Genomic DNA, 16738 nt, shown 5'->3' with positions numbered 1-16738 from the left:
CTGAAGTGGCGCCGACATATGCGCCTGTCAGGGACGCGCCCGAGCGCGCGACGGCCAGCGGCGACCGCTTCGCGCTGGACCGCGCCTTGCTCGACAGTCTCGCCGATCTTGCGCTGGATGGCGCCAAGCGCGGCGGCGCGCGCTATGCGGACATTCGCCTGGGCGAAACGCTGCAAGAATATGCGCAAGCCGAGGATGACCGGCTCGAACATTTCGACGAACGCATGTCGCGCGGCTTCGGGCTGCGCGTGCTGCTCGACGGCTCCTGGGGCTTCTATGGCGCACGCCGTCTCGATCCGGCAAGCATTCGGGAAGGCGTCCAACGCGCCTTGGACAACGCCCGGGCCATGCGGGTGATCCAGCCGCGCGCGATCGAGCTGGAGCAGCTCCCGGCGCATGAGGCCGAATGGATCATGCCCATGGGCGTCGATCCTTTATCGGTCTCGTCGCGGGAGAAATCCGACCTGCTTTTGTCCATCTGCGCTACGGCGCGCGACAATGGCGCGGATTTCTGCTCGGCCTCGCTCTCCATCGCGCGTGAAGAGCGCCTCTTCGCCAATAGTCTCGGCGCGCGCATTCGGCAGACGCGCACGCGCGTGCATCCCTCCTTTACCGCCACCGCCGTCGATCGCGCCGCCGACCGCATGGCCTCGCGCGAGAGCTTGGTCCCGGCGCGCGGCGCCGGCTGGGAATATGTGACGAGCGCCCGCCTTCTCGAAGAAGCCGCAACGGCCGGCCGCGAGGCGCGCGCCAAGCTCACGGCCAAACCCGTCACCGCCGGCGATTACGACCTCGTCATCGACCCGACCAATCTCTGGCTCACGATCCACGAAACGGTCGGCCATTCGACCGAGCTCGACCGCGTGCTGGGATGGGAAGCGAATTTCGCCGGCACCAGCTTCATCAAGCCGGCGATGCTCGGCAATCTCCGCTTCGGCTCGGAGCTGATGACCATCGTCGCCGACCGTTCGCAGCCCGGCGCGCTCGCGACCATCGGCTATGACGACGACGGCGCGCCGGCCGCCTCGGCCGAATTCAACATCGTCGAGAAGGGCGTGCTGAAAAACTTCCAAATGGCGCTGGGGCAAGCGCATCATATCGGCCTTTCCGCCTCGAATGGCTGCGCTTATGCAGATGATCCGACCTCGTTCCCGATCCAGCGCATGCCCAATATCTCGCTCGCGCCGAACCCGGAAAAATGCACACTCGACGACCTCGTGACCGGCGTGGAGAACGGCGTCTATGTCGTCGGCGCCGGAAGCTGGAGCATCGACCAGCAGCGTGACAATTTCCAATTCGGCGGCCAGCTCTTCTACGAGATCAAGAACGGCAGGCTCGGCGAGATGCTGCGCGACGTCGCCTATCAGGGCCGCACGATTCCTTTCTGGAATTCGCTCGACGGGCTCGGCGACGCGAGCACCTATCATCTCGACGGCACCTTCACCTGCGGCAAGGCCGAGCCCGTGCAGGTGGCGCCCGTCTCACATGGCAGCCCGCCCGCGCGCTTCCGCAATGTGCGGGTGCTCAACACAAGCCCTGGCGCGTAACGCATGCTTCTTTCTTCTGACGACGCCAAAGCCATCAGCGAGAAGATCATCGCAGGGTCCAGCGCCGACGCCTGCGTGGTGAAGATCGACGGCGGCGAGGACAATAGCCTGCGCTTCGCGCGCGGCGGCGCGACGACCAATATCACAACCTCGAAAGCGCGCCTGCGCATCTCCTCGCATATTGGGGGGCGCGTCGGCGCGGTCACCACGACGCGCCTCGACGATGATGCGCTTAACGCCGCGCGCGCGCGCTCGGAGGAGATCGCGCGCATGTTGCCGGTCGACCCCGACTATGTCGCGCCGCTCGGCCCGCAGACTTACGACGCCTCGGCGCGCTATGACGAAGACGCATCGGGCTTTCGCCTCGACGCGCTTGCGGCGCAAGCGGCGCGCGTCATCGCGGAAGGCGTCAGACAGGGCGTCGATACTTTCGGCTGCGCGACCGGCGCGCGGCGCTATTCCGCGCTCGCCACGAGCAACGGGCTCTTCGCCTTTGAACGCTGGAGCGAGATCGACCTTTCGGCGACGGCGCGCAACAAGACGGACACATGGTCGGGCTGGGCGGGCGCGCATGAATTCATCAGCGCCCGCCTCGATGCGGACAGCATTGCGCGGCGCGCCTGCGCGAAGGCGGCTCATGACGCAGAGCCCGTTGATCTCGAGCCCGGCGATTACACGGTGATCCTTGAACCCGCCGCCGTCGCGGAGCTCGCTTTCTGGGTGATGAGCGCCATGGACGCCCGCGCCGCCGACGAAGGCCGCAGCTTCTATGCGCGGGCGGGCGGCGGGACGAAGATCGGCGAAAAGCTCTTCGACGAGAAGCTGACGATTCGCGTCGACCCCGCCGATCCGCTTGCGCCGGAGGGCGGCGTCGGTTGGGAAGGCGTGCCGCATCGCGCCCGCGCTTTCATCGACAAGGGCGTGGTGAGCGCGCTCTATCGCTCGCGCGCATGGGCGCAGAAGACCAACGCGGAGGCCATTCCCTTCGCGGCCAATTTCGTGGTCGAAGGCGGCGACGCTTCGCTCGACGACATGATCCGCTCGGTGAAGCGTGGCGTGCTCGTCACGCGCTTCTGGTACGAGAATATGGTCGACCGGAAGAGCCTGCTGCTCACCGGCCTCACCCGCGACGGCAATTTCCTCATCGAGAATGGCCGCGTGAGCGCGCCGGTGCGCAACATGCGCTTCAACCAGCGGTTGGGCGAACTCTTCGGCAATATCGTCGCGCTGGGCAAAACCGAGCGGACTTGGCGCGCGGCGGGGGGCGGCGGCGCAGCGGCGGCTCCGCCCATGCTGGCGGAGAAGTTCCACTTCTCGTCCAAATCCAGCGGCGTCTGAGGCGGGTTTGATATATGCTGCTACGGCCTAACGGAGCGCCGCAGCAGATGTTTCCTCGTCTCTTTATTGCAATTCTGACGATCCTCTTTGCCCTGCCGGCGCACGCCCTCGACAAGGTGAGTTTCGCCACCAATTGGCGCGCGCAAGCCGAGCACGGCGGATTTTATCAGGCTGTGGCCGACGGCACTTATGCGCGCTACGGGCTCGACGTGACGATCCAGCAGGGCGGGCCGCAGATCAATGCGCGGCTGTTGCTCGCAGCGGGCCGCGTCGATTTCGCCATGGGCGCCAATACGATCCAGATGTTCGAATCCATCCAGCAGAACGTGCCGATCGTCACCGTCGCCAGCATGTTCCAGATCGACCCCGTGATCTTCATGTCGCATCCGGGCGTGGGGCTCGACCGCTTCGAGGATTTGCCGAAGGCGACCGCCTTCATCGCCAGCGACATGCGCGCCTCGGTGTGGCGGTGGCTGAAACAGGCCTATGGCTTTAGGGACGAGAAAGTGAAGCCCTATGGCTTCAATTCGGCGCCTTTCATCGCTGACAAGAATTCCATTCAGGAGGGGCTTTTGACCTCCGAGCCCTATGCGATCGAGATGCGGGCCGGCTTCAGGCCTAACGTCTTTTTGCTGTCGGATATTGGCTATGATGGCTATTCGACGACGATAGAGACGCGCGCGGAGACGGTCGAGAAGAAAGCTGATCTCGTGCAGCGCTTCGTCGACGCCTCAATCATCGGCTGGTACAACTACATCTATGGCGATAACGCCAGCGCCAACACCGCCATCAAGCGCGACAACCCCGAGATGACCGACGGCCAGATCGCCTTCTCGCTCGCCAAGATGAAAGAACGCGGCATTGTGGATTCTGGCGACTCTCTGACATTGGGCGTCGGCGCCATGACTGACGCGCGCATGAAGAGCTTTTTCGACAAGATGGCCAGGGCGGGAGTTGTTCCGGCCGACCTCAATTACAAGAAGGGCTACACGCTGCGCTTCATCGGCAAAAAGGTCGGGATGGAGTTGCGCCGGTGAGACCAACGACCGTCATTGCGAGGAGCGCCAGCGACGAAGCAATCCAGAGCCGCTATGGGGCCGCTGGATTGCTTCGCTTCGCTCGCAATGGCGGGGGGCATCCCCGCCGACCTCGATTAGTTGCATTCGTTATCGCGGCCGTTTTGCCCCCTCCCTGTCCCTCCCCCGCTAAAGCGCTATCGGATTCACACATCGTAGAAGGTCAGCGCGGCTCCGAACTTTATTCGTCGAAAGTCGTCGAGGCCCTGGCGCATTACTTTGGGGCCGGGCTTTCCGTAATAGGCGGTCCAGCCGCCGAGCCTGGCGACGACCCAGGCGGCGAAGGCGAGGCTGCCTTTGCGGTGGGGGTTCTTCTGGCGGGCCGTCGCGCCCTCGAGCTTCGCCGAGACGGCCTCGAGCAGCGCTTCGTCCTCGGGCTCGAAAGCGTCCGTCAGCAACTGGTCGGTCGCGCCGTCGCGCGCCTTGACCAGTTGCATGACCGTCACAGCGGCGACCGCCGTCGCCGCCACCAGCTTGATCATCACTTTCGGATCGCAGATGTCGGCCTGCTCGATCTCGAAGCCCGCCGTCTTCAGCGTGCGGAAGAATTCCTCGATGGTCCAGCGCATTCGATAGAGGTCGATCACCCGGCGCGCCTCGGCCAGGCTCGTCGCCGCATGGGTCGTGAGAAGCCGCCAATGAATGGGCGCGACGCCCTCGGCGGCCCCGACCTCGCGCACGTCGACCAAAGTCACGCCGACCGCGTCCGGCAAGTCGCGCGCGCCGTGGCGCGGCTTGCGCAAAGTGACCGGCGAGACGCGGACCGCGAGCGCCGCCTTGCGCGCCTTGCGTCCCGGAGCCGCCGGGATCTCGGCGACGAAGCGGCCCGCCTCGGCCAATCCGTCGGCGAAGGGGAACAAAAGCTCGATCGCATCCTCGCCGTCTGCGGCGATCGTCCGGTTCTGGCAGGCGCGCACAATCAGCTCCACGCCGCCCGGACGCTGCGCGAGATGCGCGTAGATGTCGCTCTCCCGATCCGAGACGACAGTGATCCGCTTCGCCGCCGCGAAATCCTCGCGCGCATGCGTCGCCACATCGAGCCAGCGCTGCGATTCCTTGTCCGCGAGCGCGCGCGAGCGCCGCGCCGCGACCTTGGCCCCCGTGTCGCGGTTCCAGACCTCGGCATGAGCGAGGCCGAGCAGCGCGCCCGTGCCGGCGTCGAGCGCCAGGGCCGCGTGCAGCAAAAGGCCGCGCGTCCCGCCGCCCTTGCCGACCGGCCCATAGCCGTTCGCCTGCGCGCGCTTGCCGCCGAGCGCCAGCTCGCTGGTGTCCTGCGCCACCACTATGTCGCGACCCGCCGCCCGCGCCGCTGTGAGCCCGGCGGCGTGCCGCGCCATCTCCTCGGCGGTCACCGCAGGATTGCGCAGGAAGCGCGCGAGCCGCACCTCCTGCGCCCGCCGCCCGCCGGCGATCCGACGGATGCGCGCGCACGGCCGCGCGACGAGGCCCCGATGCAACGAGACCCCCCTTTTTCCAGGCGGCGGTCGCCGAACCGCCCCAGTCCATACGAAATCGCCATGCCCCACCCCGCGAATCAAAACGCGACCCACGGAATCAAACAGACCCGACCGAGGCAATCACGATGTGTGCATTCGATAGCGCTAAAGCGGGAGAGGGAACACTCGCGATCCACTTTGTTGATGAAGGCCACAATCTGCCCCCTCTCCCGCAAAGCGGGGGAGGGTTGGGGAGGGGGCTCCATGGGAACTGATCCCCTCCTCTCCCTGCAAAGCATCGCCAAAACTTTCCCCAATGGCGTCACCGCGCTCTCGGGCCTCGATCTCGACATCTATCAAGGCGAAACGCTCACGCTGCTCGGTCCTTCAGGCTGCGGCAAATCCACGGTGTTGCGCCTCATCGCGGGTCTCACGCAACCGAGCGAAGGCGTCATCTCCTGGGCCTATCCGCGCGCGCGTAAAAAGCTCAGCGTCGTCTTTCAGGAGCCGACGCTGCTGCCCTGGGCGAGCGCCTTCGACAATGTCTATTTGCCGCTTCGACTCGCAGGCGAGAGCCGCGCGGCGGCTGGAGAGCGCGTGATGGAGGCGCTCGCGCGCGTCGGCCTCGCCGATTTCGCCGATGCGCTGCCGCGCGAGCTTTCGGGCGGCATGAAAATGCGCTGTGCCATCGCCCGCGCGCTGGTCACCGAGCCGGCGCTCATTCTGATGGACGAGCCCTTCGCGGCGCTCGACGAAGTCACGCGCTTCAAACTCAATGACGATCTCGTCGCCTTGAAGAAGGACCTCGGCGCCACGATCGTGTTCGTCACCCACTCCATCTTCGAAAGCGCCTTCCTCTCGACGCGCATCATTGTGATGTCGACGCCTCATGGAAAGATCATCGATGAGATCGACGTCGATCCTGCAATAGTGCGCGACGCCGAGTTCAGGATGAGCGACACATTCGCCCAAATCTCGCGCCGCGCTTCGCGCGCGCTCGGCCACGCGGTGAGAGAAGAAGCGTGAAACTTTCCGATATATTCATCCCCCTCGCCGTCTGCGCAGCAGCGCTTGGCGTGTGGGAATGGGTCGTGATGTCGCGAGACATTCCGCCCTATGTTCTGCCGGCGCCGAGCGCAATTCTCGAGAGGCTGATCGAGGATCGGGAGTTGCTCTTTTCCTCGCTTCTGGTCACGCTGGGCGTGACGCTGAAAGCGCTTCTCCTCGCCACATCGAGCGGCGTGGCGCTCGCGCTTCTCCTTGCGCAGTCAAAGTGGCTCGAGCGCGCGCTGTTGCCTTTCGCCATTGTGCTGCAGGTGACGCCCATCGTCGCCATAGCGCCGCTGTTGCTCGTCTATCTGCAGCCGGATAACGCCGTGCTCGTCTGCGCCTTTCTCGTCGCCTTCTTTCCGATCCTCTCCAATACGGCGCTCGGCCTCGCCTCTGTCGATCACGCGCTGCAAGACCTCTTCGATCTTTATCACGCCTCGCCATGGCAAAGGCTCATCTATCTGCGCCTGCCGGCGGCGCTCCCGCAATTTCTCGCGGGGCTGCGCATCGGCGGCGGGCTGTCGCTGATCGGCGCCATTGTCGCGGAGCTGGCGGCGGGCGCATCGGGCCAGGGATCGGGCCTCGCCTATCGCATTGTGGAGGCGGGCTTCCGGCTCGATATTCCGCGCATGTTCGCGGCGCTGGCGCTGATCTCGGCGGCGGGGCTCGCAATCTATGGCGCGCTAACGGCGCTGTCCTATTATCTGCTGCGCGGCTGGCATGAGAGCGCGCGGGAGCGGGGTGAATGACGATCGTCAGAGACATGCGTGCGCCCGACGCCGAAGACTGGCGTAGGCTCTGGGCAGGCTACAACGCCTTCTATGAGTCGACCGTGCCGGCCGATGTGACGGAATATACTTTACGCCGGCTACTCGATCCCTCCTCGCCTTTGATCGGACGGATCGCCGAGACCGACGGGCGGATCGCCGGCTTTACCATTTCCGTGCTTCACGAAAGCACCTGGACAATGGCGCCGAGCTGCTATCTCGAAGACTTGTTCGTCGATCCTGGCCTTCGCGGCGGCGGCGTGGGACAGGCGTTGATCCAGGATTTGATAGATCTCGGGCGCGCGCAGGGGTGGTCGCGCATCTACTGGCATACAAGAACAGACAATGCGCGCGCTCGTCGGCTCTATGATAAATTCGCCGGAGCCGACGATTTCGTGCGCTATCGCTTAACGCTGTAGCAGCGGTTCGGACACACAGGGACTCACCGCCGTCATTGCGAGGAGGCGGAGCCGACGAAGCAATCCAGGGCCGCATCGCTGCTCTGGATTGCTTCGCTTCGCTCGCAATGACGGGCTCGGATTCCCGGTCAGGCTTTCAGCTCGGCGGGAATGACCAAGCCCCGATGCGCGCTATCAAACAGAAATTCTATAAGAGCCCCCTCCCCAACCCTCCCCCGCTTCGCGGGAGAGGGGGCAGGTTCGGGCCTTTATTGGAGGGTAGATCAGCGCCTACAGCCGCGCGTCGCCGCCCACCTCATCGAGATGATACACATCGTCGCGGAAATGCACCGTGCCGTCCGCGGACGCCCAGCCGGTCATATAGACCCACACCACCGGCACCGCGCGGGCGAGCTTCACTTCCTCGCGCTCGCCGCTCGCAATCTTTGCGGTGATGTCTTCCTTGCTCATCTGCGGACCATTGGCGCCGTCGAGAATCCAGGTCGCGAGATCGACGACGCCCTGCACGCGCACGCAGCCGTGCGACAGGAAGCGATAGTCGTTGGCGAAGAGATTACGCGACGGCGTGTCGTGCATATAGACCGAATGCTGGTTGGGCATTGAAATGCGGATCGAGCCCAGCGAATTGCCCACGCCGGAATCCTGCCGCAGCGTGTAATTCACCGCGCGTTCGCTCGCCCAATTGATCGAGCGCGGATCGACCTCGTCGCCCTTGTTGTTGAGCACGCGAATGCGCTGCCGGGTGAGATAGCTGGGGTCCTTCAGCATATGCGGCGCGATCTCGTTCTTGATGATCGAGACCGGCACGGTCCATGTCGGGTTGATGTTGACCGCGACGACCTTCGCCTGCACTTCCGGCGAGTGGTGCTCGGGGTCGCCGACGATGGCGGCATAGCGGCGCACCACCCGGTCGTTCTCCACCGCGTCGACCGCCGTCGAGGGAATATTGACGATGATGTAGCGCGGTCCGAAGGGGAAATCGACGCCGGCGAGCCGCTGCGCGCTGGAGGCGAGCTGGCGGAAGCGCACGGTCGCGGGCACGTCGAGCGCGCGCAAAGTTGCGCCGGCGACGACGCCGGTCTGCTTCAGACCCATGCGAAACTGAAAGCGCTTCACCGCCGCCGTGAGATCATTGTCCCAGACCTGCTTGCGCGTGTCGGAAAGCGTATCGTCCTCCGCCGCGAGACGCCGGCGCAGAGTGGCGACCGCCGGGCCCTTCGCGCCGGCGCGCAAGCTGACGCCCACTGTCGGCCAGCCGCCGAGATCGACGATCTGGGCGTATCGTTCCGAGGCTTTGGAAGTGGTGAAGAATGTCTCCGGTTGAAGCACCGGCGTGGGATCGTCGGAAAGCGCCATCTCGCGCGGCGGCGCAGGCGGACGGGGCTTGGGTTTCGGCTTTGGCGCCGGCGCGCTGGCTTCAGTGGCGGGAGCCGGCGCAGTCTGTTCGGCAGGCGCGGCCGGAGTCGCCGGCGCGGGAGCAACGGGCGGCGCGGCGGCGGGAGCCGGCGCAGGGGCGGGAGCGGGCGCGACCACCGGCGGCGCGCTTTGCCCCAACACCGGCGCCGCGCCGATCCATGCGCCCGCGATAAGGCCCGCGCCGATCAACCGTGCGCTTTTCGTCATCCTGCTCGTCGCCATCCGTCAGCCATCTCTCTCACGGCCCCTGCTCCGCCGGGGCGCGCCTTGAATATTTTCCCGGTTTGTCAACCGCGAGGCGGCAAGGGTCAACTCAATTTCTCGCAATCTTGTCGCGCAACATGAGTTGCCCAATGCAACGCCAGTTGATGAAAGACATATTCTGTGCTTTTCTCCCGCGAAATATTCATTCTGATTCATTTGAGGGAGGAAACATGTCAAAATATGATAGATTTATGTCGTCGATCGCCACACTCGGCGCCGCATCGCTCCTGACTCTGACGAGCGTGTCTCCATCCGCAGCGGAAGTGACTTACGCGAACCAGGGGAGCCAATGGACCCAGGCGAGCCGTAACGACTTTTATACGCGGGACCAGGGCGCGCGAATCATACCGTTCGACTGGTTCAAAGCCTTGAAGCGCGCCGACGGCACGGGGTTTCTCGACGACAGCATGGCCCGCTACGGCTATCTGCCCAATTCTGAAAGTCCGACGCCCGGCCTGCCAGTCGGTTTCCTGACCGCGTCGGAAGGCGGCGTCCGGACGCTGAGCATGACCTGCTCCGGCTGCCACGTTCGTCAAATCAACGTCCAGGGCGCCTCCTGGCGCATCGACGGCGGGCCGGCGCTATCCGACTTCCAGGCCTTCCTCGCCGATCTCGATACGGCGGTCGATAAAATCCTTACCGATTCGGCCGCCTTCGACGCATTCGCAAAAGCCGTCGGCGCGCAGAGCCCGCATGCGCATAAGCAGCTACACGACGACGTCGAGGCCTGGTTCAAGCCCTATCACACGCTGATGGCGCGCGCGCTTCCGACGCCCGGCTGGGGCGTGGGCCGCGCCGACGCCGTGTCGATGATCTTCAACCGCGTCGCGGGCCTGGATATCGGCCACCCGCCGCTGCGGATCATCGAAGAGAATATCGCGCGCGCCGATGCGCCCGTGCGCTATCCTTTCGTTTGGAATGCGCCCATCCAGGACATCACCCAATGGCCTGGCTTCGCCAAGAACGGCGACGACATTCTCGGCCTCGCAAGAAATGTCGGCGAGGTTTACGGCGTGTTCGGCGTCTATCGCCCGTCGAAGATTTTGCCCGACGTCAATATCGTCGATTATCTGAACGAGTCGTCGCTCAATTTCGCCGGCTTGCAGCAACTCGAATTCCTGCTCAAGAAAATCGACCCGCCGAAATGGCCCTGGAAGCTCGATGGGGATCTCATCAAGCAAGGGAAGGCGATTTACGAAAAGGATTGCGCGAGCGGCTGTCACGCGGAAACGGCGGGAGACCCGCGTCTGTGCAATCCCAACACCTGGGCGACGCCGCTCCAGGATGTCGAGACGGATTCGCGCGAGTATAAGATTCTTGGCCGCGAGGCCGACACGGGCGTGCTGGAAGGGGCGTTTATCCCGCTGGTTCCCGGCGCCGACACGCCGCTGAAGCCCAAGGACAAGATTTTCTCCATCCTCGGCGTGTCCGTGATCGGCTCGATCCTCGAAGCGCCGCTGCATTTTGGCCTGGATGTCTTCAAGCCGATCGTCGACGCCTGCATCCAGCGGGATTCGAGATCGCCGCAGCAGTTGCAAACTTTGATCAACAGCCAGATCAAGACAGCCCTGCAGAATCTTTATGCAAAACCCCAACAGGCGCCCCAGTTCAAATATGAGGCGCGGGTCATGAAGGGCATCTGGGCGGTCGCGCCCTACCTGCACAATGGCTCGGTGCCGACGCTCGCCGATCTGCTGAAGCCGGCCGCGGAACGCCCGGCTTCCTTCAAGGTCGGCGTGAACTACGATATCGAGAATGTGGGTCTTGCCAAGGATCAGCCTGGGCTGAGCTCGACCTATACGGCGGACGACTGCTCGAAGCGCGACTCGGGCAACAGCCGTTGCGGCCATGAGTTCGGGACGAAACTGGCGCCCGACGAGAAGAAGGCGCTTCTCGAATATTTGAAGAGCCTCTGACGGCGGGCGGTCGCCGGAATAAACAGAAATAGCGGGGGCGCTTCGGCGCCCCTTGCCTTTTCGGCCGCCGCCGCCCATACCGCCCGCCAACGATCACCCTCACCAATCGAACGGGACGACTATGGGCTTCAAATGCGGCATCGTCGGCCTGCCGAACGTCGGCAAGTCGACCCTTTTCAACGCGCTGACCCAAACGGCGGCGGCGCAGGCCGCAAATTACCCCTTCTGCACCATCGAGCCGAACGTCGGCGAAGTGGCGGTGCCGGACCCGCGCCTGGAAGATCTCGCCAAAGTGGCCGGCTCCAAGCAGATCATCCCGACGCGGCTGACCTTCGTCGATATCGCCGGCCTCGTGCGCGGCGCCTCCAAAGGCGAAGGGCTCGGCAATCAGTTCCTGGCCAATATTCGCGAGTGCGACGCCATCGCCCATGTCGTGCGCTGCTTCGAGGATGGGGACGTGACCCATGTCGAGGGCGGCGTCGATCCGATCCGCGACATCGAGACGATCGAAACCGAGCTGATGCTCGCCGATCTGGAGAGCCTGGAAAAGCGCGTCGTCCCGCTGGAGAAGAAGGCCAAGGGCGGCGACAAGGAATCCAAGGAGCTTCTCGACCTCATGAACCGCTGCCTCGTCCTGCTGCGGGACGGCAAGCCGGCGCGCATGGCCAAAGTCACTCAGGAGGAGCGGATCGCCTTCAACGGCCTCGGGCTTTTGTCGTCGAAGCCGGTTCTTTATGTCTGCAATGTCGAGGAAGGCTCCGCGGCCGAAGGCAACGGCAACTCCGCCAAGGTCGCCGCCCGCGCGGCAGAGGAAGGCGCCGCCTCGGTCGTGGTCTCCGCCAAGATCGAAAGCGAGATCGCGGTCATGCCGATCGAGGAGCAGAAGGACTTTCTGGAAGCCGTCGGCCTGACCGAGCCAGGCCTCAATCGCGTCATCCGCGCCGGCTACGATCTTCTGCAGCTCATCACCTATTTTACGATCGGCCCGAAGGAAGCGCGCGCCTGGACCATCGAAAAGGGCACGCGCGCGCCGCAGGCCGCGGGCGTGATCCACACCGATTTCGAAAAGGGCTTCATCCGCGCCGAAACCATCGCCTGTGATGATTACGTGGCCTACAAGGGCGAGGCCGGCGCGCGCGACGCCGGACGGCTGCGGCTGGAAGGCAAGGACTATGTCGTCGCCGACGGCGACGTGATGCACTTCCGGTTCAATACGTAGCGACCCTGGACCGCGAGCCTTCAGGCTCGCTGGACAAATGCGCGCTCTGACAAATGGGCGATGACGCTCCTCGTGCGTCGAGACGCCTGCTGCGCAGGCTCCTCAGCATGAGGAGCTTCTGCACCAAACACTTAGGCCTCATCCTGAGGAGCGAGCGAAGCTCGCGTCTCGAAGGGCGAGGCCGCCTCGGGGATTATCGACAAATATGCGCGCCTGAAGGCGCGCGGTCCGAGGGCTCAGAACAGCTCGACGTCCTGCCCGACGGCGATCCTGCCCTGTATCAGGCCGTCGGCCACCAGCATCTCATGCGATCGGATTTGGTTACGCCCGCTCTGCTTGGCGATATAGAGCGCGGCGTCGGCGCGGCCGAAGGCGCTGGCGCCCGTGTCGCCGGCGACCGCCTGCGTGTATCCGATGCTGGCGGTGATCGGCCCGACCTGCGGGAAACGAAAGGTTTCCACCCGCGCCCGGAAACTTTCGAGGGCGTGGTAGGCCTCATCGATCGTCACATGGTCGAGAATAACGAGGAACTCCTCCCCGCCAAATCTGAACAGACGATCGTGGTCGCTGAAGCATTCGCGCAGCACGCCCGCGAAGAGAACCAGGACCTCGTCCCCGAAGGGATGGCCGAAGCTGTCGTTGACGCGCTTGAAATGGTCGATGTCGATGACGGCGAGATAAGGACAGCGGCCGCAACATGTCCGCAGCTCGCCGCATTTTTCCGAGCAGCTCCCGTAGTTGAGCCTTGCGAAACTGTCGTGAAAGGTTCGCCTGTTGCGCAGCCCCGTCAGCTCGTCGCAATCGCCATAGTCCAATATGCCGAGATGGTTGCGGTAGATGCGCAGCATCCCCGTCACCATCCGCTCCTGTTCATGGCTCAGCGGCGACGAACGCGTGACCTCAAGAAGGTCGATCACCTCCTGGCCATCCATGACGGGAAAGACGTAACGCACGCCGTTCGCCGGGCCCGCCGAGCGGCACAAGGGCTCCTTCGAATAGAAACAATCGCGCAGGCCGCCGAACGTCTCGAGAGGGAGGAGCATATTGCCCGGATGAGGCGCGGACGTTTGCGTCTCGTCGCCGCGCGGCGAGCCGAAATCCGCCCGCCGGCGAATCCACATGGATCCCCTCCTGTCGACAATGTTCCACAAGGTCAGCCGCGATGCGCCCAGCAAACCGTGAAACACCGACAGCAATGTATCTACGAGCGCGTTCCTGTCCCGGTGGTCGGTAAGGTTGGCAACCGTATCGATAATGTGGCCCATGCTCTCAAAACGCCCAAAGCGCGCTCCACCGGCGCAATCTGAGCCTCTATTGAACGGCAAAGTCCCTTAAAATTCGTATCTAATCGCTCGGATTGCGGTCTCGACTCGGCGCCTCAGTCCTTCGAAAGATTGTCGATCCGCTTATTGAGCTCATCGAGCTGCCGTTTCAGCTCGGCGACGTCGCCCGCCTCCTTGCTTGGAACGGCCGACGCTTCGTGCCCGTCCACCGAGGACACGGCGGCGTTCGAAACGGTCTCGGCCGGAAGGCCGAACGGGTTGAACATGGTCAGCGCCTGCCGGAACACCGCCATGTTCTTGCGCGCCTGCTCCTCCATCGCCTGGAAAGCCTGGCGGGTGGGCTCGGTGAAGGGGCCCGCCGGCAGCGCGGAGGAGAACTGGTCGCGGAATTTCTGTTGTTCTTTCGTGAGCTTGTCGATCGAGAACTCGAGATAGCTCGGCACCAGCATCTGCATGCTGTCGCCGTAGAAGCGGATGAGCTGGCGCAAAAAGGCGATCGGGAGCAGGCTCTGGCCGTCCTTGCCCTCCTGCTCGAAGATGATCTGGGTCAGAACCGGCCGGGTGATGTCCTCGCCGCTCTTGGCGTCGCAAACGACGAAATCCTCGCCGCGCTTGACCATGGCGGCGAGATCCTCCAGCGTGACGTAAGTGCTCGTCCCCGTATCATAGAGCCGACGGTTGGCGTATTTCTTGATTACGGTAGGTTTCTTCTCGTTCGCCATACGCCTGACACCGCTCCCCTCGCCGGCGGGCTGCCTGAAAAACGGTCAAGCCCAGCGCCTTGACGATAAGCGCATTTTGGCGCCTGCGGCAATATTTTCCTCATGGACAGCTTTCGCTCGCGGCTAATTCCGTGCAAAACGGGCCGCGGCTTGACGAACGCAAGCGCGAAATGCTCAACAACGTCCGCCCCGGCTGGGCGCTCAGGGCTCGAGAGCCCGACCTATCTTTTAGAGGGAGACAGAAATGACGACCGATATCGTGATCGTTTCCGCGGCGCGCACCGCCGTTGGATCGTTCAACGGAGCCTTTGCGACGGTTCCGGCCCACGAGCTCGGCGCCGCTGCTGTCAAAGCCGCCCTCGAGCGCGCCAAGCTCGAAGCCGGCGTGGTCGACGAGGTCATCCTCGGCCAGGTGCTGACGGCCGCCCAGGGCCAGAATCCCGCCCGCCAGACGGCGATCAAGGCCGGCGTTCCGGACGACAAGACCGCTTTCACGGTCAATCAGGTCTGCGGCTCGGGCCTGCGCGCCGTTGCGCTCGCCGCCCAGCAGATCAAGGCGGGCGACGCCCAGATCGTCGTCGCCGGCGGCCAGGAGTCCATGTCGCTCTCGACCCATGCCGCGCATCTGCGCGCCGGCACCAAGATGGGCGACATGAAGTTCATCGACACGATGATCATGGACGGCCTCACCGACGCCTTCAACAACTACCACATGGGCATCACGGCCGAGAACGTCGCCAAGAACTGGCAGATCAGCCGCGAGGAGCAGGACGCTTTCGCCGTCGCCTCGCAGAACAAGGCCGAAGCCGCCCAGAAGGCCGGCAAGTTCAAGGACGAGATCGTCCCCTTCACCATCTCGACCCGCAAGGGCGACGTGACGGTCGACGCCGACGAATATGTCAAGCACGGCGTGACGCTCGAAGGCGTCTCCAAGCTGCGTCCGGCCTTCATCAAGGACGGCACGGTGACGGCGGCCAACGCCTCCGGCATCAATGACGGCGGCGCGGCGCTCGTCGTGATGAGCGCGGCCGAGGCGGCCAAGCGCGGCCTCACCCCGCTCGCCCGCATCGCCTCCTGGGCGACGGCCGGCGTCGATCCGTCGGTGATGGGCTCGGGCCCGATCCCGGCCTCGCGCAAGGCGCTGGAGAAGGCCGGCTGGAAGATCTCCGACCTCGATCTCGTCGAGGCCAATGAGGCCTTCGCCGCTCAGGCCCTCGCCGTCAACAAGGACATGGGCTGGAACACGGACATCGTGAACGTCAATGGCGGCGCCATCGCCATCGGCCACCCGATTGGCGCTTCCGGCGCGCGCATTCTCATCACCCTGCTGCACGAGATGGGCCGCCGCAACGCCAAGAAGGGTCTCGCGACGCTGTGCATCGGCGGCGGCATGGGCATCGCCCTGACCGTGGAGCGCTAAGAACAGACCGCGCGCCTTCGGGCGGGCATTATTCCGGCGCCGTCGACGAGCGAGCCTGAAGGCTCGCGGTCCGGCGCCGGCTTTTTTCAGACGAAACCAAGGGAGACATCCAAAATGGCGAGAGTTGCAGTTGTCACGGGTGGCACGCGCGGCATCGGCGAGGCGATTTCCAAGGCGCTGAAGGCCGCCGGCTACAATGTCGCCGCCACCTACGCCGGCAATGACGAGGCCGCCAACAAGTTCAAGGCCGAGACGGGCATTCCGGTCTACAAGTTCGACGTGTCCGATTACGACGCCTGCGCCGCGGGCGTCGCCGCCATCGAGAAGGACCTCGGCCCGGTCGAGATCCTCGTCAACAACGCCGGCATCACCAAGGACCGCCTGTTCCACAAGATGGAGCTGGCGCAGTGGCAGGCGGTGATCAACACCAACCTGAACTCGCTCTTCAACGTGACGCGCCCGGTCATCAACGGCATGCGCGACCGCGGTTTCGGCCGCATCATCGTCATCTCGTCGATCAACGGCCAGAAGGGCCAGGCCGGCCAGACCAACTATTCGGCCTCCAAAGCCGGCGACATCGGCTTCGTAAAGGCGCTGGCGCAGGAGAGCGCCTCCAAGGGCATCACCGTCAACGCCATTGCGCCGGGCTATATCGGCACCGACATGGTGAAGGCCGTGCCGCAGGACGTGCTCGACAAGCACATCATCCCCTATATCGCCGTCGGCCGCCTCGGCGAGCCGGAGGAGATCGCCCGCGCGGTTGTCTTCCTGGCGGGAGATGACGCCGGCTTCATCACCGGCTCGACGCTGACGATCAACGGCGGCCAGTATATGGCGTAAGCCGAGCCGTCACCGAAAGAACGAT

The 16738-nt window shown here is 64.4% G+C and carries 14 protein-coding genes; 10 read left to right on the top strand and 4 right to left on the bottom strand.

Features of this window, described 5'->3' with window-relative positions; translation table 11 throughout:
• Positions 1-5 precede the first annotated feature (5 nt).
• Genes QMG84_RS04750 through QMG84_RS04740 form a run of 3 tightly spaced genes read left to right on the top strand, consistent with a single transcriptional unit; the run spans position 6 to position 3922 of the window.
• On the top strand, positions 6-1547 hold the full coding sequence (locus tag QMG84_RS04750; RefSeq protein ID WP_281930813.1) for a TldD/PmbA family protein: 1542 nt from the start codon (positions 6-8) through the stop codon (positions 1545-1547).
• Positions 1548-1550: 3 nt separating this feature from the next.
• Positions 1551-2885, top strand: a complete 1335-nt coding sequence (locus tag QMG84_RS04745) for a TldD/PmbA family protein (RefSeq protein WP_281930811.1) — start codon at positions 1551-1553, stop codon at positions 2883-2885.
• Between the two features lie 47 nt (positions 2886-2932).
• Positions 2933-3922, top strand: coding sequence for an ABC transporter substrate-binding protein (locus QMG84_RS04740; protein ID WP_281930810.1), 990 nt, complete (start codon positions 2933-2935; stop codon positions 3920-3922).
• 185 nt (positions 3923-4107) lie between these two features.
• Here QMG84_RS04740 and QMG84_RS04735 read toward each other — a convergent pair whose 3' ends face one another.
• The gene (locus tag QMG84_RS04735) at positions 4108-5418 is read right to left on the bottom strand and encodes an IS4 family transposase (RefSeq protein WP_281928760.1); all 1311 of its coding nucleotides are present in this window, start codon (positions 5416-5418) and stop codon (positions 4108-4110) included.
• A gap of 243 nt (positions 5419-5661) precedes the next feature.
• On the opposite strand from QMG84_RS04735, the gene QMG84_RS04730 reads away from it, so the two are divergent.
• From QMG84_RS04730 to QMG84_RS04720, 3 genes are read left to right on the top strand one after another with little or no spacing between them, the layout of a single operon-like run.
• Entirely contained in the window at positions 5662-6423 is a 762-nt protein-coding gene (locus tag QMG84_RS04730) for an ABC transporter ATP-binding protein (RefSeq protein ID WP_281930809.1), read from the top strand.
• A complete protein-coding gene (locus QMG84_RS04725) occupies positions 6420-7196 on the top strand; it encodes an ABC transporter permease (RefSeq protein ID WP_281930807.1) in 777 nt (258 codons plus the stop codon). Before QMG84_RS04730 ends, QMG84_RS04725 begins: the two co-directional genes overlap by 4 nt.
• Complete coding sequence (locus tag QMG84_RS04720) at positions 7193-7633, top strand: GNAT family N-acetyltransferase (protein WP_281930805.1); 441 nt, start codon at positions 7193-7195, stop codon at positions 7631-7633. The genes QMG84_RS04725 and QMG84_RS04720 overlap by 4 nt, the downstream gene beginning before the upstream one ends.
• A 270-nt stretch (positions 7634-7903) precedes the next feature.
• On the opposite strand, the gene QMG84_RS04715 is transcribed toward QMG84_RS04720, so the two are convergent.
• Positions 7904-9256 carry a L,D-transpeptidase family protein gene (locus QMG84_RS04715; protein ID WP_281930803.1) on the bottom strand — a complete coding sequence of 451 codons (1353 nt, stop codon included), beginning with the start codon at positions 9254-9256 and terminating at the stop codon, positions 7904-7906.
• 227 nt (positions 9257-9483) lie between these two features.
• On the opposite strand from QMG84_RS04715, the gene QMG84_RS04710 reads away from it, so the two are divergent.
• Positions 9484-11229 carry a di-heme-cytochrome C peroxidase gene (locus tag QMG84_RS04710; RefSeq protein WP_281930801.1) on the top strand — a complete coding sequence of 582 codons (1746 nt, stop codon included), beginning with the start codon at positions 9484-9486 and terminating at the stop codon, positions 11227-11229.
• A gap of 121 nt (positions 11230-11350) precedes the next feature.
• The gene (ychF, locus tag QMG84_RS04705; RefSeq protein WP_202072884.1) at positions 11351-12448 is read left to right on the top strand and encodes a redox-regulated ATPase YchF; all 1098 of its coding nucleotides are present in this window, start codon (positions 11351-11353) and stop codon (positions 12446-12448) included.
• 236 nt (positions 12449-12684) lie between these two features.
• Here ychF and QMG84_RS04700 read toward each other — a convergent pair whose 3' ends face one another.
• Positions 12685-13569, bottom strand: a complete 885-nt coding sequence (locus QMG84_RS04700; RefSeq protein ID WP_281930798.1) for a GGDEF domain-containing protein — start codon at positions 13567-13569, stop codon at positions 12685-12687.
• 257 nt (positions 13570-13826) lie between these two features.
• Positions 13827-14453, bottom strand: coding sequence for a polyhydroxyalkanoate synthesis repressor PhaR (gene phaR / locus QMG84_RS04695; protein WP_281930797.1), 627 nt, complete (start codon positions 14451-14453; stop codon positions 13827-13829).
• Between the two features lie 244 nt (positions 14454-14697).
• On the opposite strand from phaR, the gene QMG84_RS04690 reads away from it, so the two are divergent.
• A complete protein-coding gene (locus tag QMG84_RS04690; protein WP_202072887.1) occupies positions 14698-15873 on the top strand; it encodes an acetyl-CoA C-acetyltransferase in 1176 nt (391 codons plus the stop codon).
• A gap of 114 nt (positions 15874-15987) precedes the next feature.
• On the top strand, positions 15988-16713 hold the full coding sequence (gene phbB / locus QMG84_RS04685) for an acetoacetyl-CoA reductase (RefSeq protein WP_281930794.1): 726 nt from the start codon (positions 15988-15990) through the stop codon (positions 16711-16713).
• Positions 16714-16738: the final 25 nt, after the last annotated feature.

This window comes from Methylocystis iwaonis, from assembly GCF_027925385.1.
Lineage (GTDB): Bacteria > Pseudomonadota > Alphaproteobacteria > Rhizobiales > Beijerinckiaceae > Methylocystis > Methylocystis iwaonis.
This window is presented reverse-complemented; position numbering and strand designations above follow the sequence as displayed.